Here is a 23,353-nt window from a genome sequence, read left to right as displayed (position 1 = left end):
AGCCGGGCTCTCGCCCCTCCGACCTGACATGCGCGTACCTTTCACCGACGGAAGCGACGCCCCTGACGATCCGGCGCACCGCACACAGAGAGACGGCCCGAACCGTTCCCAGGTTGCACATACGACCGTCACCACTAACCGACGATCGTGGCTTCCGATCATATTTAGGCCCGACACGATCACCGACCCTCGGCCCTCGGACAACCCCGCCGACCGACGGGCAACACCACCGCAGAACAGTCGAAAACGCCCGATTCCGACGTGACCCATGCCACTCCACCGGTCCGCGTCCACACCGAATTCCAGCCACCGGCACGGCAGGTGGGGGCGCCACGCGATCGGCACCGGCCGCAGGGCGCGCACCGGCCACGGACGGCAGCGGATCGGCCCGCCCCCGGACCAGGCACCCCAACGCCCTCGCACGCACCGGAGTTGGGCCCGCGGGGCACACCCGGGCGGCTTCCGCCAGGACCGGCCGCGGCCCGCGACGGCGCGCGGCTCCGGGCGGCGGAACGCCCACGCCCGGGAACAACGGAGGCCGGATCGGAGAACATCCCGATCCGGCCTCGGTGCGGTGGGGCGCCAGGGGCTCGAACCCTGAACCTACGGATTAAAAGTCCGCAGCTCTGCCAATTGAGCTAGCGCCCCGCGGCCCTGGAACACCCGGGGTTCCGGGTGGGAGGACCACGGCGATCCTACCCGGTGGGGCCCAGGGCTCCGCCAGTGGATTGCGCGGGCGTGCCGGGGTTGTGGAGCGGGTCTTGAGGCGGTGTGTAGTGGGCGGCGCGGACCCGGCGGAGCCAGGCCTCGACGGGGCGCGGGTCGGGCGCGGCGGGCAGGACGCCGGGGCCGGCGAGGCGGTCGGCGGCGTCGGCCAGCAGGCCCTCCGCGAGGGTGGGGTGGTCGGCGATGCGTTCGCCCAGTTCGCGGATGCGTTCGGGGTCGGGCAGCCGGATCGGGTTGCGGCCGGTCTCGTGCAGGCGGACGGCCTGCTCGACCAGCCGGACCAGGTGCCGGGCGTGCTTGGCGGCCCGGCGGCGGGTGGCCGGGTCGGTGGTGTCGCGGGTCAGCAGCTTGCGGAACTGCTGGTCGGCGTAGCCGAGGTAGGCCTTCCGTACGGCCGGTGCGCTGAGGAAGGCCGTGCGCAGGCCGACCAGTTCGTCGCCGAGCGGGGTGCGGACCTCGTAGAGCCCGTCCGGCAGCCAGACCAGCTCGGAGGCGGTCGGGTTGCAGCCCAGCGCCAGCCGGCACCACTTGGCGGCCTCGTGCAGGGTGAGGTCCGGCGCGGTGGTCACGTGGGACTCGGCCGGGCGGTGCAGGCCGTGCAACTCCTCGGTGGGGGTGGCGAACAGGCCCAGCCGGTCGAGGTCGGAGCCGGCGTGGGCGAAGCCGTACGCGGTGGAGCCGACGATGCCGGAGAGCAGCACCGTGCCGGGGACGGACGGAGGGACGGGAGCAGCGGGAACGGCGGACATCGGCGGACTCCTCTCGTACGGACGGGCGGGCACCGCATCCTCGTCCGGGCATCCTCGCCGGAGCGGGCCGCACCGGGCGAGCGAATTCCGCTCCGGCGCCGGCCCGGCCGCCGATACCGGGCCCCGAGGATCGCGGCCCCGCGGGCGGCCGCGGCGGGTGTCCCCGGCCGGGCCGCCGGGTAGCGTACGGGCCATGTCGACCACCCTGACCGATGAGGTCCTGATCGTCACCGGCGCGAGCCGCGGCATCGGTGCCGCCACCGCCCTGCTGGCCGCCCGCCGCGGCTACCGGGTCTGCGTCAACTACCGTACGGACGAGGCCAACGCGGCCGCCGTCGTGGAGAAGATCCGGGCCGACGGCGGCACCGCCCTCGCGGTCCGCGCCGATGTCAGCCGCACCGCCGAGGTCGAGCGGCTGTTCACCACCGTGGACGCCGAACTCGGCCCGCTCACCGGGCTGGTGAACAACGCCGGCACGCTGGAGAAGCAGTGCCGGCTGGAGGAGATCGACGAGGACCGGCTGAACCGGATCTGGGCCGCCAACATCACCGGCCCGTTCCTCTGCGCGGCCCAGGCCGTCCGCCGGATGTCCACCCGGTACGGCGGACGCGGCGGCGCCATCGTCAACGTCGGCTCGGCGGCCTCCCGGATCGGCTCACCGAACGAGTACGTCGACTACGCGGCCGCCAAGGGCGCGGTGGACTCGATGACCCGCGGCCTGGCCCTGGAGGTCGCCGCCGAGGGCATCCGGGTCAACACCGTGCGGCCGGGGCTGATCCACACCGGCATCCACGCGCTCGGCGGCGAGCCCGGCCGGGTCGACCGGGTCGCGCCCAACCTGCCGATGCGCCGCGGCGGGCAGCCGGAGGAGGTCGCCGAGGCGGTCCTCTTCCTGCTCTCCCCGGCGGCCTCGTACACCACGGGGGCGTTCCTGGAGGTCTCGGGCGGGCGCTGAACAGCCCGGTTCCGTACCGGAGGGGGCCGGTTTCGGCCAGCGTCGTCCCGCCACCGAGCGGCCCCCTCCGGTTTCCTTCCGCCCGTCCGCCCCCGCCCGTACGGTGGTGGCCATGACCGACGCCTTCATCGACATCCCCGGTGTGCGCAACTTCCGTGACGCGGGCGGGATCGGCGCCCTCCGCCGGGGCGTGCTGTACCGCTCCGGGTCCTTCCACACCCTCACCGAGGAGGGCGCCCGGCGGCTCAAGGCGCTCGGCCTGCGGACGGTGTTCGACCTGCGCAGCGCGTTCGAGCTGCAGACCTGGCCGGACCAGCGGCACGGCCTCGACCACGAGTCCCTCAACCTGCCGACCCTGCCCGCCGACCGCAAGGACGTCGACCGGCCCTGGCCCGAGGACCAGGCGGCCCTCTACCCCTTCATGGCCGAGACGGCCGGCCCCTCGCTGGCCGCCGTGGTCCGCCGCCTCGCCGCGCCGGACTCACTGGCCGCCGTCGTCCACTGCGCCGTCGGCAAGGACCGCACCGGCCTCACCATCGCCGTCCTCCAGTCCCTGCTGGGCGCCTCCGAGGCCGAGATCACCACCGACTTCCTGCGCTCCAACGTCGGCCTCGGCCTCGACAAGGGCCCCACCCCGTACGTCGACGAGACCGGCACCGAGCGGATCTCCCGCCCGGTCGACGCCGGGCACCTCGCCTCCTCGCTGGCCTGGATCCACGACCACCACGGCACCGTCCCCGACTACCTGCGCCACCACGGCACGACGGACGCCGAACTCGACGCCGTCCGCGCCAAGCTCTCGGACTGACCGACCGTCAGCCCTCCCGGCGCTCGAAGCGCCACCACTGCGCCGGGGTGTCGGCGTCCTCCCGCTGGTGGACGTCGGCCTCCGGGGTGTCGCCCGCCGTCAGGGGCTTGCCGCTGATGAAGCTGGTCACCGTGTAGGTGCCCGGGGCGTCGACGTGGGCCTCCAGCAGCCACTCCTGGGCGCCGAAGGCGTTGGCCGACCACTGCTGGATCCGGACGCCGTCCTCCGTCGAGGCGCCGGCGACGTCCAGGCGCTTCCCGCTGCCGACGTTCTCGATGTGGAACAGCGCGCCGCCCGGGTGGACGGCGGTGAGCCGCCAGAGCCGGGCGTCGCTGCCGTCGTCCGCGCCGAGGACGATCCGGGCGCCGCTGCGCCGGGAGCCGTCGGCGACCCGCAGCAGCAGGCCGCTGCCGACGTTGCGGACGAGGTAGCTGCCGTCGGTGATCGCGGAGTCTGTCACGACCGCAGTCTGCCACCGGGCACCGACAGGCCGTCCCGCACCGCCGTACGGGCCACCGTGCGGGCCGCCGGCCGAGGGCTCCGAGCCGGGGGCGCGGAGGAGTTTCCGCCGGACCGGCCCCGCCCCCTATGCTGCGGCGAATGTCCACCGAGCAGATACCGTCGCACCGTCAACAGCCCACCTTCTCCGAAGCCGTGGCCGCCCTGGAGGCCGTGGTCGCGGCCGGGGACGACGAGCGGTTCGGGCCCGCCCTCGGCCTGGTCGGCGGGCTGTTCGGCGCGGCCGACCCGGCGGAGCGGGTGGCGGCCGGCCCCCGGCTGGCCGCGCTGCTGCCGGACGCCCCGCCCTTCCCCCGCGCGCACCTGGCCATGGTGGTGGGCGCCTGCGTGGAGCACGGCGCCGACCCGGTCGCCTGCTCCGGCCCGGTGCTGGCCGGTCTGCGCGGGGCGCTGACCGGCGCGCAGCTGCTGGTCCGGCGCTGGGTCTCCACCGGCGGCGGCCCGCTGCCCAGCGCGGAGGAGGACGATCCGGCCGAGGCGCACGAGCGGATCGCCGACCCGGCGCACCTGGACGAGTGGCACGCGCACCTGGCCGTGGTCGCCTGGTGGACGCTGCACCTGTGGCAGCAGGCGGCCTGGGCGGTGTACGCGCACGCGGAGGTCCGGGCCGAGGCCCGCGCCTCGGGCGTGACCGAGGTGCTCCTGGAGCTGTTCGACCGCTACCAGGGCGAGCAGCACGACTTCAAGGGCCTGGTCCACCTGGCGCTGATGCTGGACGACGAGCCGCTGCTGGTGCTCGACCGCCCCACCGGCACCGGCTACCTGCTGCGGATGAGCGGCCTGAGCGACACCTTCCAGCTGCACACCCTGCTCGCGGACGTGCTGATCGGCGGCGGCCACCTGCCCGGCACCCCGCAGGAGCGGGAGGTGGTGGAGCTGGCCCGGACGGCGTTCCTGGACGGCCGCCGGGTGATCGCCACCGGTGCCTTCAACCTGGTCGCGCCGGACGGCTCCTGGATCTGGAACGAGGGGACGCCGGGCGATATCCCGGTGGTGGACGGCGTGCGCACCCTGGTGCTGGAGCCGCTGCCGTACGAGCGCAGCTGGTCGGCCGGGCGGTTCATCCAGGAGGTTCCGGGCGACCTGCGGCTGGAGCGGGTGCTCGACCCGGTGGAGGCCGCCCGCCGGCTGGCCGCCACGGTGCCGGGGCAGACGCCCGCCGAGGCGTTCCGGTAGACCGGGCGCTCCGGGTCCAGGCGTTCCGGGAGGCCCCGACGGCCCCGCCCGTTCACCGGGTTAGGGTCGGAAGCCGACACAGCCCCCCTACGAGTGGAGTCGACGATGGCGAAGGTCCCGAACGTGATCGCGGCCGCCGCGCCCGCCGCGCTGACCGCGGCGAGCGGTCTGGTCGGCGGTTACGGCGTCGCCCGCTGGAGCGGCCGGCGCGAGCTGGGCGGCGCGGTGCTGGCGGTGGCCGGCGCCGGGGCGGCCGCGCAGTGGCGCCGGAGCTCGGGCACGGGCACCGCGGCGGCGCTGACCGGCCTGTACGTGGCGGCCTTCGGCGGCTCGCACCCGCTGGCGAAGAAGATCGGCGCCTGGCCGTCCGTGTTCGCGGTGACCGGCGTGGTCGCGGCGGCCTCCACGGCCGCGACGGCGCTCTCCGCCCGCAAGCGCTAGCCGGCCCTCACCGGACCGCGCGCTCCGCACCGAACCGGGCCTCGAAGGCGGCCCGGTTCGCCGAGACCGGCGCGCGGTCCCAGACCGCGAACACCACCCGGTCGAAGGCCGCCCCGTACCGGGCCAGCGCCCCCTCGAAGGCCTCGGCGACCTGCGCCGGGTCGTTGCCGAACACCCCGCAGCCCCAGGCGCCGAGCACCAGCGTGCGCAGCTCGTGCCGGGCGGCCGCGGCGAGCACCCGCACGGCCCGCTCGGCGAGCACGCCGCGGACGTCCGTACCGGGTGAACGCCGTTCCAGCTGACCGGCGTTGGGCGCGGGCGAGGTCAGGAAGGAGACCGGGTACGGCCGCGCCAGCAGCTCGCCGCGCCCGTCCCGGATCACCGGCACCGCCGGCGAGACGATCACCCGGTGGCTGTACCGGAGGTCGGTGGAGGCCCGGTGCGCCTCGTAGTAGTCCGGTGCCTCCAGCAGGCAGCTGTACAGCAGCGCGCTGCGGCACAGGTCCTCCTCCTGGGCGCGGGCGCCGCGCAGGTAGCCGCCGCCGGGGTTGCGCGCGGAGGCGAAGTTCAGCACCCCGACCGGCCCCGCCCCGGCGTCGACCAGCCGGCGGGCGGCCTGGACGCTCCCCTCGGCCGTGACCTCGATCCGCCCGGCCGCCGGCCCCGGCCCGTGGCCGCCCTCCGCCAGCAGCGCGTCCAGCCGCTCCGGCGCGTACGACACCGTGCCGGCCTTCGCCGCCGCCAACTCCTCCCCCACCCGCACGAGTTCGCCCCCGGCCGTCCGGTAGCTCCCGCGCTCGGCGATCTCCTCGTTCACCCGTGCCACGTCGTGCAGTCTGCTGCTCATGGCCGCGACGCTACGGGACTACCGCGCCCGTGCGCCACAGGTTATTCTCACTTCCAGAACAACACCCCGGGGGGATGGCGGGGTGTCCGCGTGGGGGGAAACGCGAAGGGCCCGCTCCGGGGAGGAGCGGGCCCTTCGTGCGTTTCACGCGGTCGGCCCGGCCGTGTGGTCGGCCCGGCCGCACGTTCAGCCCGGCCGGCGGTCGGTCACCGCCGGTGCGGCGTCAGTTCTTCCAGCGCGGCTTGCGGTCGTCGCCGCCGAAGCCACCCGAACGGCCGCCGCGGTCGTCGCGGTCACGGCCACCGCCGAAGCCGCCACGGTCACGGTTGAAGCCACCGCGGTCGGACTGCGGACGGCCGCCGGAGCGGTGGTCGTCGCGGCGCGAGAACGGACGGCTGCTGCCGCCGCGCTCGTCACGGTCCCGGCCGAAGGACGGACGGTCGCCGAAGGAGCGGGCCGGACGGTCGCCGCCGCCGAAGCCACCCGAACGGCCGCCGCGGTCGTCGCGGTCGCGGTTGAAGCCACCGCGCTCGCGGTCGCCGCCACCGAAGCCACCCGAACGGCCACCACGGTCGTCACGGTCACGACCGCCACCGAAGCCGCCACGGTCACGGTTGAAGCCACCGCGCTCGCGGTCGCCGCCACCGAAGCCACCCGAACGGCCACCACGGTCGTCACGGTCACGGCCACCGCCGAAGCCGCCACGGTCACGGTTGAAGCCACCGCGCTCGCGGTCGCCGCCACCGAAGCCACCCGAACGGCCACCACGGTCATCGCGGTCACGACCGCCACCGAAGCCACCCGAACGGCCACCACGGTCATCGCGGTCACGGCCACCGCCGAAGCCACCCGAACGGCCGCCGCGGTCGTCACGGTCACGGTCACGGCCGTAGGCCGGACGCTCGCCGCGCGCCTCGCGGTACGACGGGGCACGGTCCTCGGCCTGCGCCGCGGCGGGAGCCTCGGCGGCCGGAGCGGCCTCGGCCGACTCACCGGACTCGGCCTCGGCGGCCGGCTCCTCGTCCTCGATGCCCAGCTCGGCCCGCTCGCGCGCCGCACGGGCGGCCAGGCGGTCGGCCTCCTCGCGCAGCTCGGTGGCGCGGCGCTGCGCGCGCTCCAGCTGGCGGGTCATGTCGGCGAGCTCGCGCTCGGCGGCACCGGCGATGCCGGCGGCGCTCTCGGCCTGGACCTCGGTCAGCGAACGGGCGCCGGTGATCTTGGCGACCTCGGCGTCGAAGGCGTGGTCCAGGATGTGGCGCGAGGCGTCGACGCCCGCGTCCTCCATCAGGCGGAAGACGCCGCGGCGCTGGTGCGGCAGCACCAGGGTGACGACGGCGCCGGAGCGGCCGGCGCGCGCGGTGCGGCCCGAGCGGTGCAGGTAGTCCTTGTGGTCGCCGGCCGGGTCCACGTTCAGGACCAGGTCGATGCCGTCGACGTGGATGCCGCGGGCGGCGACGTCGGTGGCGACGACGACGTTGACGTAGCCGTCCTTGAAGTCGCCGAGGACGCGGGTACGGGCGCCCTGGGTCATACCGCCGTGCAGCGCGTCGGCCTTCACGCCGGCCTCGATCAGCTGCTCGGCGACACGGTCGGCGCCCATCTGGGTGCGGACGAAGATGATCGTGCGGCCCTTGCGGGCGGCGATCGCGTTGGTGATCGGCGCCTTGTCCTTGGGCTTCACCACGAGGATGTGGTGGGTCATGGTGGTGACCGCGCCGGCCGACGGGTCGACCTCGTGGGTGACCGGGTTCTTCAGGTAGCGCTTGACCAGGGTGTCGATCTCGTTCTCCAGGGTGGCGGAGAACAGCAGGCGCTGGCCGCCGGCCGGCACCTGGTCGAGGATCTCGGTGACCTCGGGCAGGAAGCCCATGTCGGCCATCTGGTCGGCCTCGTCGAGCACGACGGTCCGGACGTCGGCGAGCTTGGCGCTGCCGCGGTTCAGCAGGTCGCGCAGACGGCCGGGGGTGGCGACGAGGATGTCGACGCCGCGCTCCAGCGCGTAGATCTGGTTCGACATCGAGGTGCCGCCGCAGACGACCTTGAGCTTGAGGCCGAGCACCGAGCCGAACGGCTCCAGGGCGTCGGCGACCTGCATGGCCAGCTCACGGGTCGGGACGAGGATCAGGCCGCGCGGGTGCTTGGGCTTGGTGCGCTCGCCGTCGGCCAGGCGGGTCAGCAGCGGCAGGCCGAAGCTGAGGGTCTTGCCGGAGCCGGTACGGCCACGGCCCAGTACGTCCTTGCCGGCCAGGGCGTCCGGGATGGTCGCGGCCTGGATCGGGAACGGGGTGGTCACACCGCGCTTGGCGAGGGCACGCACGACGTCGTCGTGCAGGCCCAGGTCGCCGAAGGTGATGGTGGGCTCGGCGGCCGCCTCCTCGGTGGCCTCCACGGTCTCCACGGCCTCGGCGATCACCTCGTCCGCGGCGGTGTCGGTGATGTCGTTGATGTCGTTGGTGTCGGTGACATCGGCGGCGGCCTCGTTCGCGGGCATGGCGAAGCGGGCGTCGTCAACGAGAGACATGCAAAACCTTCCGGAAGTGGCACGCGCCAAAGTCCGGGGTTCTGTTTCACAACCGCCTCTATGCGGTCAGCCACGGATCGCCGGAACGCGCCAAGGGCGCCAGATGGGAATAGGGCGCCAGTCAAATGGATCAAACGAACGATCTACCACCATAGACGAACCTGGGGATCAGAGGCAAACCCCCTGCTCAATCACCTAATGCGCGACCACCCGCGGGCTCGGGGCCGAGGAACCGGAGCTGCCGGAGGACGGGTCCGGGGCCGGCGGGACGGTCGCCGCGGGCGAGCTGTGCTCGGGCGCGGGGGTGCCGGACGGGTGGCTGGTCGGGGTGGACGAGGGCGTCCCGGCCGAGCCGCCGCCGGAGCGGCCCTCCCCGGTGCCACCCGCCCCGCCGGTACCGCCGGAGCCCGCCGTACCGCCCGACCCGCCCGGGCCACCGCCCGGGTGCGGCACGGGACTTGTGTTCGCACCGCCCGCCGAACCGCCGCCCGGACCGCCGTCGGGAGCGCCCGACCCCGGCACCGGGACCACCCCGGCCACCGCGCCGTTCGCCCCCGGGGCCGCCTCGCCGGGCGCCGTCACGGTGGCCCCGTTCGCCCCGCCCTCGCCCTGGAGGCCCCCCGGCCGCTCCGGATGGCCCGAGGCCCCGCCCGGGTGCCCGGCCCCCGGCGAGGCCGAGGGCCCGCCCGTCGCCCCCGGCCGGGCCGCCGGACCGGCCTGCCCGACCGGCGCCACGCCGTGCTTCTCCTCCGCCGCCGGGCCGACGGACATGCACCCGGTCAGCCCGAGCCCGGTCACCGTCAGCAGCGCCGCCGCCCGCACCGCGCGCGAGCGCGGGAGCGCCGCCGCCCGCACCGGAGCCGTACGCGCCGCGGCCAGCCGCACCCGCACCGCCCGTACCGCCCGCACCGTCCGTGCCGCCCGTACCGAAGCCACTGAGGTCCCTCTCTACCGCCCCACCCGGGCCGCCCACTCGCGCGCGGCCGCTTTTGGTGCCCAACGCGCGCCCGGCCCGGCGGGACACGGGCAGCGCCCAAGCTCGCCCGGGCCGGGAGGGCGCACCGGCCCCTCCCGGGGGCTTCCGACGCCCCGCTCAGCCCCAGAGGGCCGAGGCCAGCTCCGCGCCCGCGTAGACCGCGGCCAGGCCGGCCGCCACGCTGCCGGCCGCGTTGGCCAGCGCGTACCGTCCGGCCCCGGTCTCGGCCAGCCGCAGGGTCTCGTACGAGAAGGTCGAGTAGGTGGTCAGCGCCCCGCAGAGCCCCGTCCCCAGCAGCAGCTGGACCTGCGAGGAGGCCGCGCCCGCCGCCACCGCGCCGGTCACCAGCCCGAGGACCAGGCAGCCGACCACGTTCACCGTGAACGTCCCCCACGGGAACACCGAGTCGTGCCGGGACTGCACCGCCCGGTCGGTCAGGTACCGCAGCGGCGCGCCGACCACCGCGCCCGCCACCACCAGCAGCCAGTTCACTCCGCCGTCTCCCCCCGGCCCGGATCCCGGCCCGCGTCCCGGCCCGGCTCCGCCGCCGGCCCCCGGCCCGCGTAGGTCACGACCTCGCAGCGGTCCAGCAGCACCAGCCCCTCCGCCACCATCCCGTCCAGCTGCGGCAGGAACGCCCGCACCCGCTCCTCCTCGTCCACGATCACCACCGCCACCGGCAGGTCCTCGCTCAGCGACAGCAGCCGCGTGGTGTGCACCAGCGACGAGGCCCCGAACCCCTCGATCCCCCGGAACACGCTCGCCCCGGCCAGCCCGGCCGCCCGGGCCCGGTGCACGATCTCGCTGTACAGCGGGCGGTGCCGCCACCGGTCGTTCTCCCCGACCAGCACGGTCAGCCGGAGCGCCGGCCCGCTCAGCCGGCTCACCGCACGCCCCCACCGGGCGCCGTCGCGCCCCGTTCGGCCCCGCGGCGGACGGCCCGGTGCACCAGACGCCGGGTCAGCCCGGCCGCCGCCCACACCGCGAACAGCGCGCCCGCCAGCGTCAGCCCGAGGTACGCCACGGCGGGCCCCGGCCGGCCGCCCTCCAGCAGGCGGCGGACGTCCACCGCGTACGTCGAGAAGGTGGTGAACCCGCCCAGCACCCCGGTGCCGAAGAACGGCCGCACCAGCGGATGCGCCTGGCGCCCCTCGGTGATCACCACCAGGAACACCCCGATCACCGCGCAGCCGACCACGTTGACCAGCAGCGTCGTCCACGGGAAGGCCGACGGCCCGGTCCGCCAGCCGAGCCCGGCCGCGTACCGGACGACCGCCCCGATCGCCCCGCCCAGCGCGACCACCGCCACCGCCCGCCCCTGCCCGCGCAGCACCGGCGGCCGGGCCCGGCCGAGCCGTCCGCCGGGGGCCGGCGCCGCGCCCGACGGCAGCACCCGGGCCGGGCCGTCCGCCGCGGTGCCCCCGGGCGCGGTGCCGTCCGCGGCGTCGTCCACGGCGCCCTCCGAAGTCGTCACAGCCCCATCAAACACCGGCCCCCGCCACCTGGCACACCGTCATCCGGCACCGGACAATGATCCGGTGGAGATGACCCGGGAAGAGTTCGAATCGCTGGTCGGCGACGCCCTCGACCAGATCCCCCCGCAGCTCGCGGCCATGATGGACAACGTCGCGATCTTCGTCGAGGACGAGCCCGACCCGAGCGACCCCGAGCTGCTCGGCCTCTACGAGGGGACCCCGCTCACCGAGCGCGGCGAGTGGTACGCGGGCGTCCTGCCCGACCGCATCCTGATCTACCGCGGCCCCACCCTGCGCCACTGCGACACCCACGAGCAGGTGGTCGAGGAGGTCCGCACCACCGTCATCCACGAGGTCGCCCACCACTTCGGCTTCGACGACCACGAACTGGACGAGCTGGGCTGGTCCTGACCCCCGCCCACGGGCCCCGCCCCCCACCCGGCCGAAACCCGTTTTGGCGATCCGCCCCGCATCCCATATGCTTCTCGACGTCCCCGAACGCTGGGAACAGCGGGACAGGCCACAAGCCCTCATCGTCTAGTGGCCCAGGACGCCGCCCTTTCAAGGCGGTAGCACGGGTTCGAATCCCGTTGGGGGCACGCAGTACCGTAGTAAAGTGCAGTGCGCAAGACCGCAAGACCCTGAGTGGTTCGCCACTTCTAGGTCCCGTGGAGCAGTTGGTTAGCTCGCCACCCTGTCAAGGTGGAGGTCGCGGGTTCAAGTCCCGTCGGGATCGCTCGTCTCGCAAGAGACGGTGCAGTACGGCCAGGTAGCTCAGTTGGTACGAGCGTCCGCCTGAAAAGCGGAAGGTCGCCGGTTCGACCCCGGCCCTGGCCACAACCCGGAAGCCCCTGTAGCGAATTCGCTACAGGGGCTTCGCCGTTCTCCCGCCCCACCGGCCGACTAGGCGAAGACCTCGATCGCGCACCTGGCCGCGCCGCTGCGTCGGATGCGGGCGTCGCTGGTGACCAGGGGGACGGCGAGGGTCTCGGCGAGTGCCACGTACTGGGCGTCGTAGGCGCTGATGTCGTGGTGGAGCTCCCGGACCCGCTGCCAGAGGACCAGCGTCTCGTGCTTGGTGACGGCGAGCGCCTGGTAGTCGGCGATCGCCTTCTCCGCCTCCTTCGCCGTGAGCTTCCCGCCCCGGACCATGCCGAACAGGGCCGAGACGAGCTCGTAGTCGAGCAGGCCCGGGGCGGCGAGCACATCCAGGTCGCGGAGCCGGGCGCGGACGGCGCGGCCGGCCGGGCCGTGGTCGGCGAGTGCCCGGACCAGGGCCGAGCAGTCCACGACGACGGTGGAGGTCACCGGCGCTCCCGGCCCTCGTCGATCGCCGAGAGGATGTCGGCGGTGCTGATCTCGGTCCGGGCCTCCCGGTCGAGCCTGGTCATCATCTCGGCGAGCGACGGGGTGGCCGCCTCGCGGGTGACGAGGTCGAGCAGGTAGGCCTGGAGGCTCTTTCCGGCCTGCGCGGCCTTCAGCTTGAGGGTGTCCAGGATCGGGTCCGGGACTTCGCGGATGGTGATGGCTGTCATGCCTGCATTTTAGCTGCACCAGCTGCATATTGCTGGCACTTCCGGGTGGGCGACCGTTTCCCCCTGGAGGGGGAGGGGGTACCGCCCGCGGGACGATCCGGCGGGGTGGGGCGGCGCGGGACCGTGGACGGCATGGAGACGACACGGGACACGGGGTGGAACCGGGTGGCGCGGGGCGCCGGGTACGCGGCGGCGGGGTGGGCGGTGGCCTTCGCGCTGGTGCACGTGTACTGGCTGGCGGACGGGCGGCTGGGGCTGCCGGACGGGCTGTCGGTGTGGAGCAGCACGCCGCTGCTGGTGATCGACGTGATCGCGATCCCGCTGTGCGCGGTGGCCGCGGCGGTGGCGCTGGCGCCGGTGCGGCGGTGGGGTGCCCGGGTGCCGGCCCGGCTGCTGGGCTTCGCGCTGTGGGGCACCACCGCGCTGCTGGTGCTGCACGCCGCGCCGTCGGTGCCGGACTGGATCGCGCTGGCCACCGGCGGCCGGTCGGGGGCCGAGCTGGACGCGATGGCCCGGTTCGCGACCTTCGGCTACGAGCCGTTCTTCCTGGCGGGCGGCCTGCTGTTCGCGGTCGTCTCGGCCGCCCGGCTCACCGTCCGCCGGGCGGCGGCACGGTGAGCCGGGCGGTGGGGCCGGGCGGCGTTGACCGTGTTCCTGGCGCCTGAGTAGGGTCGCGGACGGCGGGCTCGGTTCCGTCGAGCCCGCCATCCGGCCCGGTCAGGTGGTCAGGAGGTCCGGAGCCAGCTGTCGGTGCTGCTCACCACCGAGCCGTCCGCCGCGTACTGGGTGATCTTCGCGGCGTCGGTGCCCGGCTTCGCCACCACGCCGTAGTAGCGGAACGGGGAGTCCCCGACGGCGACCGGCACCGCCTCGGTGGTGCCGCCGGTCTTCCAGTCGACCGCGACCTTCGCGACCTCGGCCCGGACCCCTTCGATCACCACCGGCGGGATGCCCGTCGCGTGCTTGAGGCCGAGCGACGCGCCGCCGACCGCGGCCGGGTACCCGCCCGGGGAGGAGACCGCGTGCACGGAGTCGTCGGCCTGCCGCTTGCCGTCCACCGTGTAGTAGTAGTTCACCTCGTCGATGCCCGCGTCCCAGTTGCTGTCGACGTCGCTCTGCCTGACCGGCTTCACGTCCGGGTTGACGGCGTACCGCTCCGCCCGGATCAGCTGCGCCTGCTTGAGGGCGCCCTCCTTCGTGGGGGAGGTCGGCCACAGCGCCACCCAGGCCTCCCAGGCGTGGCCGTTCGCGGTGCCCTCGCCGACCTTGACCCGGGTGGGGTTGAACGGGTCCCGGGCGCCGGGCGCCTTCGGGGTGGCCGTGCCGCCCGCGGAGCCGGGGACGGCCACGTCGGTGGCCGAGGCCGCGACCACGGTCGAGACGGCCTGCCGGCCGCGCTCGCCGAGCACCGCCGTCCCCCCGGCGATCCCGGCGACCAGCGCCGCCGCCACCCCGGCGGTCAGCAGCCGCCGGCGCCGCAGCCGCCGCCGGCCCCCGGCGACCAGCCGGTCGTACGGGACCGTCCCGGTCTCGACGCTGCCGGCCAGTTCGCCCAGGGCCCGTACGGTGGCCGGCTCGTCGCCGCCCGCCTCGTCCCCGGGCAGGTACTGGTTGCTCATCTTGCCCCTCCGATGCTCGTCAGTCCGATGAGTGAGGAGGCCCCGCGGAGTTTGGCCAGCCCTCGGGCCGCCTGGCTCTTCACCGTCCCGACCGAGCAGCCCATGGCCTCCGCGGTCTGGGTCTCGCTGAGGTCCTCCCAGTAGCGCAGCACCACGGCCTGGCGCTGCCGCGGCGGCAGGGCGCCGAGCGCGGCGAGCAGCACGGCCCGGTCGTCCGGGTCGGTGCCGGCCGGCGCGGGCCGGTCCGGGAACTCGGTGACCGGGTACTCGACCAGCCGCCGCCGGAACCGCCGGGCGTGCTCGTTGATCACGATCCGGCGCACGTAGGCGTACGGATCGTCCGCGGCGCGCACCCTGTTCCAGGCCGCGTACGCCCGTTCCAGCGCCTGCTGGACCAGGTCCTCGGCGCCGTGCCGGTCCCCCGCGAGCAGGTACGCCGTCCTGAGCAGCCGTGACCAGGCGCTGCCGACGAACGTCCGGAACTCCTCGTCCCGGGCGGTCTTGTGGGCTCCCATGAGCACCTCCTCACCCCCCCAGAGCCCGGGACGGCCGTGGACCGTTGCCCGGCGTTCGCGATTCGCCGCTCACGGCTGTGACACTGGAGGGGCTCGAAAACCGAGGTGCGCTCCGCCGTGCCTCCTTGCGAACCTAGAGGGATGCCCGCAGTGAGTTCTCCCGCAGTCCAGTCCGCCACCGTACCCGCCGAGGGCGGCCCCGGAATCGGCGAGCTGGCCGCCCGTCTGCCCGAGCTGACCCTGCGCGACCAGGTGCGGATCGGGCGCCGGCTGGAGGGGGCCCGTCGGGTCCGCAAGCCCGAGGCCCGGCAGAAGGTCGCCGCCGAGATCGCCGCCGACATCGACCGCGCCGAGCTGGTCGTCGAGCGCCGCCGGAAGGCCGTGCCGGAGATCGGCTATCCCGCCGAGCTCCCGGTCAGCCAGAAGAAGGACGAGATCCTGGCGGCGATCCGGGACCACCAGGTGGTGATCGTCGCGGGCGAGACCGGCTCCGGCAAGACCACCCAGATCCCGAAGATCTGCCTGGAACTGGGCCGCGGCGTGCGCGGCCTGGTCGGCCACACCCAGCCGCGCCGGATCGCCGCCCGCACGGTGGCGGAGCGGGTCGCGGAGGAGCTGGACAGCCCGCTCGGCGAGGCGGTCGGCTGGAAGGTCCGGTTCACCGACCAGGTCGGCCAGGACACCCTGGTCAAGCTGATGACGGACGGCATCCTGCTCGCGGAGATCCAGACCGACCGCGACCTGCACCAGTACGACACCCTGATCATCGACGAGGCGCACGAGCGCAGCCTCAACATCGACTTCATCCTCGGCTACGTCAAGCAGCTGCTCCCCCGCCGCCCGGACCTCAAGGTCGTGATCACCTCCGCGACCATCGACCCGGAGCGCTTCGCCCGCCACTTCGGCGACGCCCCGATCGTCGAGGTCTCCGGGCGCACCTACCCGGTGGAGGTCCGCTACCGGCCGCTCGCCGAGGACGGTGACGACGAGGCGGACGAGGTCGACCGCGACCGGGACCGGGACCAGGTCCAGGCGATCTGCGAGGCCGCCGAGGAGCTCCAGGCCGAGGGCCCGGGCGACATCCTGGTCTTCCTCTCCGGCGAGCGCGAGATCCGCGACACCGCGGACGCCCTCGACAAGCTGAAGCTGAAGAACACCGAGGTCCTGCCGCTGTACGCCCGGCTCAGCTCGGCCGAGCAGCACAAGGTCTTCCAGCGCTCGCGCAGCCGCCGGATCGTGCTGGCCACCAACGTCGCCGAGACCTCGCTGACCGTCCCCGGCATCAAGTACGTGATCGACCCGGGCACCGCCCGGATCTCCCGCTACAGCCACCGCACCAAGGTGCAGCGGCTGCCGATCGAGGCGATCAGCCAGGCCAGCGCCAACCAGCGCAAGGGCCGCTGCGGCCGCACCTCGGACGGCATCTGCATCCGGCTCTACTCGGAGGAGGACTTCCTCTCCCGCCCCGAGTTCACCGACGCCGAGATCCTGCGCACCAACCTGGCCTCGGTGATCCTCCAGATGACCGCGGCCGGCCTCGGCGACATCGCCGCCTTCCCGTTCCTGGACCCGCCGGACTCGCGCAACATCAAGGACGGCGTCCACCTGCTGCACGAGCTGGGCGCGCTGGACCCGGACGAGAAGGACCCGCGCAAGCGCCTGACCGCGCTCGGCCGCAAGCTCGCCCAGCTCCCGGTGGACCCGCGGATGGCCCGCATGGTGCTGGAGGCGGACCGCAACGGCTGCGTCCGCGACGTCATGGTGATCGCCGCCGCGCTCTCCATCCAGGACCCGCGCGAGCGCCCGGCCGAGAAGCGCCAGGCCGCCGACGAGCGGCACAAGCGGTTCAACTCGGAGACCTCCGACTTCCTCTCCTACCTGGCGATGTGGCGCTACGTCCGGGAGCAGCAGCGGGAGCTCTCCTCCTCGGCGTTCCGCCGGATGTGCAAGTCGGAGTTCCTCAACTACCTGCGGATACGGGAGTGGCAGGACATCTACGTCCAGCTGCGCACCGTCGCCAAGCAGTTGGGCGTCACGATCGAGGAGCCGCACGAGGACGCCGAGCCGGACGCCGACCGGATCCACCAGTCGCTGCTGGCCGGCCTGCTCTCCCACATCGGCCTGTTCGACGTGGAGAAGCGCGAGTACGGCGGCGCGCGCGGCGCCCGCTTCGCGGTCTTCCCGGGCTCCGGCCTGTTCAAGAAGCCGCCGCGCTGGGTGATGTCGGCCGAGCTGGTGGAGACCTCCCGGCTCTGGGCGCGGATCAACGCGAAGATCGAGCCGGAGTGGGTCGAGCCGCTGGCCGGCCACCTGATCAAGCGGAGCTACAGCGAGCCGCACTGGGAGAAGAAGGCCGGCGCCGTCATGGCGTACGAGAAGGTGACCCTCTACGGGATGCCGGTCGTCGCCCAGCGCAAGGTCAACTACGGGCGGATCGACCCGGAGCTCTGCCGCGAGCTGTTCATCCGCAACGCGCTGGTCGAGGGCGACTGGGAGACCCACCACCGGTTCTTCGCGGAGAACCGCAAGCTGCTCGGCGAGGTCGAGGAGCTGGAGAACCGGGCCCGCCGCCGGGACATCATGGTCGACGACCAGACCCTGTTCGAGTTCTACGACGCCCGGCTGCCCGAGGAGGTCGTCTCCACCCGGCACTTCGACTCCTGGTGGAAGAAGGCCCGGCACGAGCAGCCGGACCTGCTGAACTTCGAGAAGTCGATGCTGATCAACGACGCCGCGGGCGGCGTCACCGAGGCCGACTACCCGGACCACTGGCAGCAGGGCAAGCTCCGCTTCAAGCTGACCTACCAGTTCGAGCCGGGCAGCGACGCGGACGGCGTGACGGTGCACATCCCGCTGCCGGTGCTCAACCAGGTCACCGCGGAGGGCTTCGACTGGCAGATCCCCGGTCTGCGGGAGGAGCTGGTCACCGCGTACATCAAGTCGCTGCCGAAGGCGGTCCGCCGCAACTTCGTCCCGGCGCCGGACTTCGCCAAGGCGGCGCTGCGCGCGGTGAAGGACCGCCAGGAACCGCTCCTCCCGGCCCTGGAGCACGCCCTGAAGCGCCTGACGGCGGTCACCGTGCCCCCGGAGGCCTGGGACGACGAACGGGTCCCCGACCACCTCAAGGTGACCTTCCGGGTGGTGGACGGGCGCCGCAAGCTCGCCGAGTCCAAGGACCTGGAGGAGCTGCGGCTGAAGCTCAAGCCCAAGCTCAAGGAGACGCTCTCCTCGGCCGCCTCCGGCCAGGGCATCGAGCAGAGCGGGCTGACCGCCTGGCCGGCCTCGCTGCCGGTGCTCCAGCGCACCTTCGAGCAGCGCTCGCGCGGCCACTCGATGCGCGCCTACCCGGCGCTGGTGGACGAGGGGCCGTCGGTCGGCGTCAAGCTGTTCGACACCCCGGAGGCGCAGGCCCGGTCGATGTGGGAGGGGACGCGGCGGCTGCTGACGCTGACCACCAACTCCCCGGCCAAGTCGATCCAGGGCCGGCTGGGCAACCAGGCGAAGCTGGCGCTCTCGCACAGCCCGCACGGTTCGATCACCGCCCTGTTCGAGGACGTGGTGTCGGCCGCGACGGACCGGCTGATGGCCCTGAACGGCGGCCCGGCCTGGGACGAGGCGGCCTTCGGGAAGCTGCACGACAAGGTGCGCGCGGACCTGTACGACCTGTCCGCGGACACCACCCTGAAGACGGCCACCGCGCTGATCGCCTTCCACAAGGCCTCGACCCGGCTGAAGTCGGTGAGCAGCCCGGTGCTGCTGAACGCGGTGAACGACGTCCGGCTGCACCTGGCCTCGCTGGTGCACCCGGGCTTCGTGACGGCCACCGGCTGGCAGCGGCTGCCGGACCTCAAGCGCTACCTGCTGGCGGTGGACCGCCGCCTGGAGGCGCTGCCCAACCACCCGCAGCGGGACGCCCAGCAGCTGCTGAAGGTGCAGCAGGTCCAGCAGGCGTACGGGGAGCTGCTGGCGGCGGTGCCGGCCGGGCACCAGCCGTCCGCGGAGGTGCGGGCGATCCGCTGGATGATCGAGGAGCTGCGGGTCAGCTTCTTCGCCCAGTCGCTGGGCACGCCGAGCCCGGTCTCGGAGAAGCGGATCATGAAGGCGATGGACGCGGCGCGGGCGACGCTCTGACCCGGGCGGAGGCGGGTGACCGCCCCCGCCGGTGCTGTGAGCTGCGGACGGGTGCGGGTGGGCGTTCAGGAGCCAGTTCGACCTGGGGGCCCACCATGGGCTACAGTCTGTCTTGTTCGCAGCGCGGCAAGCGAGTGAACGAGATCAGGAAACCCTGGTCCCGTGGAGCAGTTGGTTAGCTCGCCACCCTGTCAAGGTGGAGGTCGCGGGTTCAAGTCCCGTCGGGATCGCCGCAACGCGAGAGGCCCGGAACCGTCAGGTTCCGGGCCTCTCGCTTTTGGTCGTTCGGCCCTTTACCCCGAGTAGGTCTAGACCACAAGTGACAGACCGTGTGACGGTCGTCACCCGGTCCCCTCCGGAGCCGGCCCCGTGGAGCCCTCTCCGGAACCCTGTTAATTTAATATGTAAAATTGTACAGCTATTCACTGTAAATCCCCCCCACCCCACGCGCATCAAATCGTTATCCGGAGTTCAACATTCCGACCACTCGGCCGACACCCGAACACCCTCGGGCGGGCACGACAAAGGGGCCGCTTACCGGACCCGGCGGAGTCCGGTAAGCGGCCCCTTTAAAAGAGCCTTCGGCCTATCAGGCCTCAGTACGCTGGGCGGGAATCCCAGCCAGCAGAGCGCGCACCTCCGCCTCACGGTAACGGCGGTGACCACCGAGCGTGCGAATCGACGTCAGCTTGCCTGCCTTGGCCCAGCGGGTGACCGTCTTCGGGTCCACGCGGAACATGGTGGCAACCTCTGCCGGCGTCAGCAGCGGCTCAGCATCAGGGGTACGAGCGGTCATGAGCGGCCTCCTCGGGAGAACCGAACCAGGGCGGTTCTATCCTTCAAATTCTGCACCTTGGCCCGCGATGCCCGAAATGGCATAGACGGGCCGAGTCGGTTATAGGACGAACGGCTTGTCCTGGTGTCTACAACTACACCATCCGTCCAGCCCTATCGACCAAACCGCCAAAATTGACCCCTCACGGGTTCAAGGCCGACGGATGGCGATGGACCACCCCATAGCGGACAGTCACATAGTGATGACATCCGGTTACGAGGGGACCAGACCCTCCGTTTCCCCGCAAAGCACGCATCGACTCCAGAACCACCCAAAAGTGGGCACGCTCACGTGAAGTTGGGCTGGTTGTCCCATTTTTGCACATAGGGGTAAGTTCGCGTCAACGGTGAGTAGTGTCACGTTCGGCAGCTATTGACCCGAACCGGGACCTTGGTCATCCGATGTGCAGCCCTTAGGACTCTTACAGTCATACACGCGCGGTCGGACGTCAGTTCGCGTGCCGCAGCGCCAGCACCCGGCGCCACCGCACCGTCAGCTCCCCGTGGACCCGCAGCGCCTCCGCGGTGTCCCCGGCCCGCAGCGCCCGCAGCCCCTCCTCCAGCTCCCCCGCCGAACGGTCCGCCAAGAGCCGCTCCGGGCCCAGCAGATGCACCAGGCCCCCGTAGTCCAGCTCCACCAGCGAGCGCGGGTGGAACTCCTCCAGCCAGCGCCCGACCCGCTCCGCGCCCCGCACCAGGTCCCCGTCCGGCGCCGCCTCGCGCAGCGCCCGGAAGGCCCGCGCCACCCGTCGGCGCGCCTGCGCCATCGGCACCAGGTAGAACAGCGCCGCCGGCCGGCCGCCCCGCTCCGCTCCCCCGCCCGGGCCGTCCACCGACCCCTCCCCGCCCGGCCCCTCCCCGCCCGGCACGAAGCAGCGGTCCTCGTCCCCGAACGGCAGGAACCAGTGCACCGGCACCTCCCACCGGCTGGTCAGGATCCACGGCCGGGCGTCCGGGTGCTCGGCCCGCCAGCGCTCCCGGTCCGCCTCGGCGGCCGCCCGGGCCACCGGCGGCAGCGCGGTGTCCAGCAGCGCCACCGGCGCCCCGGCCCGCAGCTCCTCCAGCGCCTGCCAGCTGCGCAGCCTGGTCGCCCACGGGCAGACGTACAGGACGCCGTCCACCAGCCGCAGGTACGCCCGCCCGCTCTCCCGCTCGGGCAGTGCCCGGGGCGTGCGGGCGGCCAGCCCGGCGAGCGCCTCCCGCTGCTCCTCCAGCACCGCCGCCGCCACCGGCTGGGCCGGCTCCGCGGCATCCGGCCCGTGCTCCGCCGCCCAGGCCTGCCAGCGGGCCCGGTCGGGCTCCGGGTAGGCGGCCAGCGGCTCGTAGACCCGCAGGTGGGCCGCGTAGGGCGGCTGTACGGAGGTACGTACGACGGTCACGTCCTGCATGGTCGCACGCGCCGCGCGGCCCCGGGAGGGCGCGCCCCCGAACCGTTCGCGCCCGCACTCCGCACCGCCGTCCGTCTCACCCCTCGGACGTCCGGCCCCGGCTCGGGCAAGACGCCGGACCGGCGGCGCGCCCCCGACTACGCTTCGCCCTAGGCGCCCGCACCACAGCAGCGGGCCTTCAATACTGGAGTCACCACAGTGACCGACGTACAGACCCCCGCCACGCACCCCGCACCCGGCGTGCTCAGCAGGATCTTCCGTACCGAGCAGGACGGCGCCCCCGGCGACGGTCACGAGCAGGTCGTCCTCTGCCACGACCGCAGCTCGGGTCTGAAGGCGATCATCGCCATCCACTCGACCGCCCTGGGCCCGGCCCTCGGCGGCACCCGCTTCTTCCCGTACGCCTCCGAGGAGGCGGCGCTGGAGGACGCGCTGAACCTGTCCCGCGGGATGTCCTACAAGAACGCGCTGGCCGGGCTGGACCTCGGCGGCGGCAAGGCCGTCATCATCGGCGACCCGAACAAGGACAAGAACGAGGCGATGCTCCGGGCCTACGGCCGCTTCGTCGAGTCCCTGCGCGGCCGCTACATCACCGCCTGCGACGTGGGCACCTACGTCCAGGACATGGACGTCATCGCCCGCGAGACCGAGTTCGTGACCGGCCGCTCGCCCGAGCACGGCGGCGCCGGCGACTCGTCCATCCTGACCGCCTTCGGCGTCTTCCAGGGCATGCGCGCCACCGCCCAGGCCCGCTGGGGCCAGCCGACCCTGCGCGGCAAGCGGGTCGGCGTCGCGGGCGTCGGCAAGGTCGGCCACTACCTGGTCGGCCACCTCGTCGCGGACGGCGCCACGGTCGTCGTCACCGACCCCTTCGAGGCCGCCGTCAACCGCGTGCGCGCGGCCCACCCCGAGGTCGAGGTGGTCGCCGACACCGCCGCCCTGCTCCAGGCGAAGCTGGACGTCTACGCCCCCTGCGCCCTCGGCGGCGCGCTGACCGACGACGTCGTCGCGGCGCTGGGCGGCTTCGGCACCTCGATCGTCTGCGGCGCTGCCAACAACCAGCTGTCCCACCCGGGCGTCGAGAAGGACCTCGCCGACCGCGGCATCCTCTACGCCCCGGACTACCTGGTGAACTCCGGCGGCGTCATCCAGGTCGCCGACGAGATCGACGGCTTCAACTTCGAGCGGGCCAAGAACAAGGCCACGAAGATCTTCGACACCACCCTGGAGATCTTCACCCGGGCGACGGCCGACGGCGTCCCGCCGGCGGTCGCGGCCGACCGCCTGGCCGAGAAGCGGATGCGCGAGATCAGCGCCCTGCGCACGGTGCTGCTGCCCGGCGCCCGCCGCGGCTGACGGGTCACCAGCCGACCCCGTGGCGCGCGGGGGGCCGTCCCAGTGGCCCCCCGCGCATCACGATGTGGAACCGGATTCTCACTTCTCCGGCCGAACGGGTGATCCGAAGCCCCCCTAGGGGGGATAATCAGTCCTGGAACGACGGACCCAAGACACCTCTGGACAGCGCGCAAAACGCCGCAAAACCTCCCTTGACCTGGGAAGACCTGGTCGCGGGTGCGGTCGGTGCGCGCCACGTCACACTGACGACGTACCGTCCAGCGGCGGAAACAGGTACCGTTAATGCTCCAAGGGACGGTCCTCCCATTCGGGCAGGCCGGTCCTGATCATGAACACGTGTCAGACTCGGGGCCGTGAGCCCCATCGTTGAGGGGGTCGACCCATGGGGCGCGGCCGGGCCAAGGCCAAGCAGACGAAGGTCGCCCGCGAGCTGAAGTACAACAGCGGCGGGTTCGACGCTAACCGTCTGTCCAACGAGCTGGGCGTATCGCCGTCCACCGCTTCGATCGAGCCGGAGCCGATCGAGGAGGAGGAGGACGACGACCCGTACGCGGAGTACGCCGCCCGCTACGCCGACCTCGACGACGACGGCGACACCGAGCCGGGCACCGGGCCGTCGCAGGCCTCCCGCCGCTCGTAACAAGCAGTCCCGCCGGACCGGTCCGGGCGCCCTGGGCGCCGGGCCGGTCTTCGGCGTTCCCGCGTACGGCGGTCGCCGCGCGGGCCGGTCCTGACGACGGAAGGGCCCCTCCGGAGCTCCGGAGGGGGCCATGCGTCGTGAC

The 23,353-nt window shown here is 73.4% G+C and carries 22 protein-coding genes, 5 tRNA genes and 1 pseudogene; 13 read left to right on the top strand and 15 right to left on the bottom strand.

Annotated elements, in window-relative coordinates; genetic code table 11:
- Positions 1 to 575 precede the first annotated feature (575 nt).
- A tRNA-Lys gene (locus tag ACFCY1_RS31700) sits at positions 576 to 648 on the bottom strand.
- A 47-nt stretch (positions 649 to 695) separates the two neighbouring features.
- Complete coding sequence (locus ACFCY1_RS31695; protein WP_375876772.1) at positions 696 to 1,475, bottom strand: DNA polymerase beta superfamily protein; 780 nt, start codon at positions 1,473 to 1,475, stop codon at positions 696 to 698.
- Positions 1,476 to 1,668: 193 nt separating this feature from the next.
- On the opposite strand from ACFCY1_RS31695, the gene ACFCY1_RS31690 reads away from it, so the two are divergent.
- Together ACFCY1_RS31690 and ACFCY1_RS31685 are read left to right on the top strand one after the other, a co-directional pair.
- On the top strand, positions 1,669 to 2,430 hold the full coding sequence (locus tag ACFCY1_RS31690) for an SDR family oxidoreductase (RefSeq protein ID WP_375876771.1): 762 nt from the start codon (positions 1,669 to 1,671) through the stop codon (positions 2,428 to 2,430).
- Positions 2,431 to 2,542: 112 nt separating this feature from the next.
- Entirely contained in the window at positions 2,543 to 3,238 is a 696-nt protein-coding gene (locus ACFCY1_RS31685; RefSeq protein ID WP_049651763.1) for a tyrosine-protein phosphatase, read from the top strand.
- Between the two features lie 7 nt (positions 3,239 to 3,245).
- On the opposite strand, the pseudogene ACFCY1_RS31680 reads toward ACFCY1_RS31685, so the two are convergent.
- Positions 3,246 to 3,704: pseudogene (locus ACFCY1_RS31680) on the bottom strand (RICIN domain-containing protein); the annotation flags it as partial.
- Between the two features lie 134 nt (positions 3,705 to 3,838).
- Between ACFCY1_RS31680 and ACFCY1_RS31675 the strand changes: the two are divergent.
- Together ACFCY1_RS31675 and ACFCY1_RS31670 are read left to right on the top strand one after the other, a co-directional pair.
- Positions 3,839 to 4,933 carry a hypothetical protein gene (locus ACFCY1_RS31675; protein WP_375876770.1) on the top strand — a complete coding sequence of 365 codons (1,095 nt, stop codon included), beginning with the start codon at positions 3,839 to 3,841 and terminating at the stop codon, positions 4,931 to 4,933.
- A gap of 105 nt (positions 4,934 to 5,038) precedes the next feature.
- Entirely contained in the window at positions 5,039 to 5,374 is a 336-nt protein-coding gene (locus ACFCY1_RS31670; protein WP_074002063.1) for a hypothetical protein, read from the top strand.
- Positions 5,375 to 5,381: 7 nt separating this feature from the next.
- Here ACFCY1_RS31670 and ACFCY1_RS31665 read toward each other — a convergent pair whose 3' ends face one another.
- From ACFCY1_RS31665 to crcB (ACFCY1_RS31640), 6 genes are all read right to left on the bottom strand, one after another.
- A complete protein-coding gene (locus tag ACFCY1_RS31665; protein ID WP_375876769.1) occupies positions 5,382 to 6,221 on the bottom strand; it encodes a TIGR02452 family protein in 840 nt (279 codons plus the stop codon).
- 223 nt (positions 6,222 to 6,444) lie between these two features.
- A complete protein-coding gene (locus ACFCY1_RS31660; protein WP_375876768.1) occupies positions 6,445 to 8,742 on the bottom strand; it encodes a DEAD/DEAH box helicase in 2,298 nt (765 codons plus the stop codon).
- 195 nt (positions 8,743 to 8,937) lie between these two features.
- The gene (locus ACFCY1_RS31655) at positions 8,938 to 9,678 is read right to left on the bottom strand and encodes a hypothetical protein (RefSeq protein WP_375876767.1); all 741 of its coding nucleotides are present in this window, start codon (positions 9,676 to 9,678) and stop codon (positions 8,938 to 8,940) included.
- A 157-nt stretch (positions 9,679 to 9,835) separates the two neighbouring features.
- Positions 9,836 to 10,210: a fluoride efflux transporter CrcB gene (gene crcB / locus ACFCY1_RS31650; RefSeq protein ID WP_074002061.1), complete on the bottom strand. Its 375-nt coding sequence runs from the start codon at positions 10,208 to 10,210 to the stop codon at positions 9,836 to 9,838.
- On the bottom strand, positions 10,207 to 10,605 hold the full coding sequence (locus ACFCY1_RS31645; protein WP_375876766.1) for a DUF190 domain-containing protein: 399 nt from the start codon (positions 10,603 to 10,605) through the stop codon (positions 10,207 to 10,209). Before ACFCY1_RS31645 ends, crcB (ACFCY1_RS31650) begins: the two co-directional genes overlap by 4 nt.
- Positions 10,602 to 11,108, bottom strand: coding sequence for a fluoride efflux transporter CrcB (gene crcB / locus ACFCY1_RS31640; RefSeq protein ID WP_375876793.1), 507 nt, complete (start codon positions 11,106 to 11,108; stop codon positions 10,602 to 10,604). The genes ACFCY1_RS31645 and crcB (ACFCY1_RS31640) overlap by 4 nt, the downstream gene beginning before the upstream one ends.
- A 154-nt stretch (positions 11,109 to 11,262) precedes the next feature.
- Between crcB (ACFCY1_RS31640) and ACFCY1_RS31635 the strand changes: the two genes are divergently transcribed.
- The 4 genes from ACFCY1_RS31635 to ACFCY1_RS31620 all read left to right on the top strand — a co-directional run bounded on the left by ACFCY1_RS31635 (position 11,263) and on the right by ACFCY1_RS31620 (position 12,030).
- The gene (locus ACFCY1_RS31635) at positions 11,263 to 11,604 is read left to right on the top strand and encodes a metallopeptidase family protein (RefSeq protein ID WP_049656966.1); all 342 of its coding nucleotides are present in this window, start codon (positions 11,263 to 11,265) and stop codon (positions 11,602 to 11,604) included.
- Between the two features lie 115 nt (positions 11,605 to 11,719).
- Positions 11,720 to 11,792 (top strand) — tRNA-Glu (locus tag ACFCY1_RS31630).
- A 63-nt stretch (positions 11,793 to 11,855) separates the two neighbouring features.
- A tRNA-Asp gene (locus ACFCY1_RS31625) sits at positions 11,856 to 11,929 on the top strand.
- A 27-nt stretch (positions 11,930 to 11,956) separates the two neighbouring features.
- Positions 11,957 to 12,030: transfer RNA gene (locus ACFCY1_RS31620), tRNA-Phe, on the top strand.
- Positions 12,031 to 12,096: 66 nt separating this feature from the next.
- Here ACFCY1_RS31620 and ACFCY1_RS31615 read toward each other — a convergent pair.
- Together ACFCY1_RS31615 and ACFCY1_RS31610 are read right to left on the bottom strand one after the other, a co-directional pair.
- On the bottom strand, positions 12,097 to 12,501 hold the full coding sequence (locus ACFCY1_RS31615; protein ID WP_074002058.1) for a type II toxin-antitoxin system VapC family toxin: 405 nt from the start codon (positions 12,499 to 12,501) through the stop codon (positions 12,097 to 12,099).
- Entirely contained in the window at positions 12,498 to 12,728 is a 231-nt protein-coding gene (locus ACFCY1_RS31610; RefSeq protein WP_117488944.1) for an antitoxin, read from the bottom strand. Before ACFCY1_RS31610 ends, ACFCY1_RS31615 begins: the two co-directional genes overlap by 4 nt.
- A 132-nt stretch (positions 12,729 to 12,860) precedes the next feature.
- Between ACFCY1_RS31610 and ACFCY1_RS31605 the strand changes: the two genes are divergently transcribed.
- A complete protein-coding gene (locus ACFCY1_RS31605) occupies positions 12,861 to 13,346 on the top strand; it encodes a DUF3995 domain-containing protein (protein ID WP_074002181.1) in 486 nt (161 codons plus the stop codon).
- A gap of 107 nt (positions 13,347 to 13,453) precedes the next feature.
- Here the strand turns inward: ACFCY1_RS31605 and ACFCY1_RS31600 are convergent, their stop codons facing one another.
- Both ACFCY1_RS31600 and ACFCY1_RS31595 read right to left on the bottom strand, forming a co-directional pair.
- Complete coding sequence (locus ACFCY1_RS31600; protein WP_074002056.1) at positions 13,454 to 14,347, bottom strand: hypothetical protein; 894 nt, start codon at positions 14,345 to 14,347, stop codon at positions 13,454 to 13,456.
- A complete protein-coding gene (locus ACFCY1_RS31595; protein WP_117488941.1) occupies positions 14,344 to 14,862 on the bottom strand; it encodes a SigE family RNA polymerase sigma factor in 519 nt (172 codons plus the stop codon). Before ACFCY1_RS31595 ends, ACFCY1_RS31600 begins: the two co-directional genes overlap by 4 nt.
- 150 nt (positions 14,863 to 15,012) lie before the next feature.
- On the opposite strand from ACFCY1_RS31595, the gene hrpA reads away from it, so the two are divergent.
- Positions 15,013 to 18,993 (top strand): ATP-dependent RNA helicase HrpA, encoded by a 3,981-nt coding sequence (hrpA, locus tag ACFCY1_RS31590; protein WP_369808314.1) that lies wholly within the window; start codon positions 15,013 to 15,015, stop codon positions 18,991 to 18,993.
- Between the two features lie 156 nt (positions 18,994 to 19,149).
- A tRNA-Asp gene (locus tag ACFCY1_RS31585) sits at positions 19,150 to 19,223 on the top strand.
- A 359-nt stretch (positions 19,224 to 19,582) separates the two neighbouring features.
- On the opposite strand, the gene bldC is transcribed toward ACFCY1_RS31585, so the two are convergent.
- Both bldC and ACFCY1_RS31575 read right to left on the bottom strand, forming a co-directional pair.
- The gene (gene bldC, locus ACFCY1_RS31580; RefSeq protein ID WP_014137253.1) at positions 19,583 to 19,789 is read right to left on the bottom strand and encodes a developmental transcriptional regulator BldC; all 207 of its coding nucleotides are present in this window, start codon (positions 19,787 to 19,789) and stop codon (positions 19,583 to 19,585) included.
- Positions 19,790 to 20,276: 487 nt separating this feature from the next.
- Positions 20,277 to 21,215 carry a hypothetical protein gene (locus tag ACFCY1_RS31575; protein WP_375876765.1) on the bottom strand — a complete coding sequence of 313 codons (939 nt, stop codon included), beginning with the start codon at positions 21,213 to 21,215 and terminating at the stop codon, positions 20,277 to 20,279.
- A gap of 198 nt (positions 21,216 to 21,413) precedes the next feature.
- Here ACFCY1_RS31575 and ACFCY1_RS31570 point away from each other — a divergent pair, with 198 nt between their 5' ends.
- Both ACFCY1_RS31570 and ACFCY1_RS31565 read left to right on the top strand, forming a co-directional pair.
- Positions 21,414 to 22,571, top strand: coding sequence for a Glu/Leu/Phe/Val dehydrogenase dimerization domain-containing protein (locus ACFCY1_RS31570; protein WP_074002053.1), 1,158 nt, complete (start codon positions 21,414 to 21,416; stop codon positions 22,569 to 22,571).
- 382 nt (positions 22,572 to 22,953) lie between these two features.
- Entirely contained in the window at positions 22,954 to 23,211 is a 258-nt protein-coding gene (locus ACFCY1_RS31565) for a DUF3073 domain-containing protein (RefSeq protein WP_049654080.1), read from the top strand.
- The last annotated feature ends 142 nt before the right edge of the window (positions 23,212 to 23,353 follow it).

Origin of the sequence: Kitasatospora sp. NPDC056273 (genome assembly GCF_042268845.1) — a bacterium.
Classification (GTDB): Bacteria; Actinomycetota; Actinomycetes; order Streptomycetales; family Streptomycetaceae; genus Kitasatospora.
Note: the sequence above shows the minus strand (reverse complement) of the source record. Positions and strands in the feature narration are given on the sequence as shown.

Coding starts and splice junctions, on each gene's coding strand:
- ACFCY1_RS31695 (WP_375876772.1), bottom strand. CDS start 1,475: ATGTCCGCCGTTCCCGCTGCTCCCGTCCCTCCGTCCGTCCCCGGCACG.
- ACFCY1_RS31690 (WP_375876771.1), top strand. CDS start 1,669: ATGTCGACCACCCTGACCGATGAGGTCCTGATCGTCACCGGCGCGAGC.
- ACFCY1_RS31685 (WP_049651763.1), top strand. CDS start 2,543: ATGACCGACGCCTTCATCGACATCCCCGGTGTGCGCAACTTCCGTGAC.
- ACFCY1_RS31675 (WP_375876770.1), top strand. CDS start 3,839: ATGTCCACCGAGCAGATACCGTCGCACCGTCAACAGCCCACCTTCTCC.
- ACFCY1_RS31670 (WP_074002063.1), top strand. CDS start 5,039: ATGGCGAAGGTCCCGAACGTGATCGCGGCCGCCGCGCCCGCCGCGCTG.
- ACFCY1_RS31665 (WP_375876769.1), bottom strand. CDS start 6,221: ATGAGCAGCAGACTGCACGACGTGGCACGGGTGAACGAGGAGATCGCC.
- ACFCY1_RS31660 (WP_375876768.1), bottom strand. CDS start 8,742: ATGTCTCTCGTTGACGACGCCCGCTTCGCCATGCCCGCGAACGAGGCC.
- ACFCY1_RS31635 (WP_049656966.1), top strand. CDS start 11,263: ATGACCCGGGAAGAGTTCGAATCGCTGGTCGGCGACGCCCTCGACCAG.
- ACFCY1_RS31610 (WP_117488944.1), bottom strand. CDS start 12,728: ATGACAGCCATCACCATCCGCGAAGTCCCGGACCCGATCCTGGACACC.
- ACFCY1_RS31605 (WP_074002181.1), top strand. CDS start 12,861: ATGGAGACGACACGGGACACGGGGTGGAACCGGGTGGCGCGGGGCGCC.
- ACFCY1_RS31600 (WP_074002056.1), bottom strand. CDS start 14,347: ATGAGCAACCAGTACCTGCCCGGGGACGAGGCGGGCGGCGACGAGCCG.
- ACFCY1_RS31595 (WP_117488941.1), bottom strand. CDS start 14,862: ATGGGAGCCCACAAGACCGCCCGGGACGAGGAGTTCCGGACGTTCGTC.
- bldC (WP_014137253.1), bottom strand. CDS start 19,789: ATGACCGCTCGTACCCCTGATGCTGAGCCGCTGCTGACGCCGGCAGAG.
- ACFCY1_RS31575 (WP_375876765.1), bottom strand. CDS start 21,215: ATGCAGGACGTGACCGTCGTACGTACCTCCGTACAGCCGCCCTACGCG.
- ACFCY1_RS31565 (WP_049654080.1), top strand. CDS start 22,954: ATGGGGCGCGGCCGGGCCAAGGCCAAGCAGACGAAGGTCGCCCGCGAG.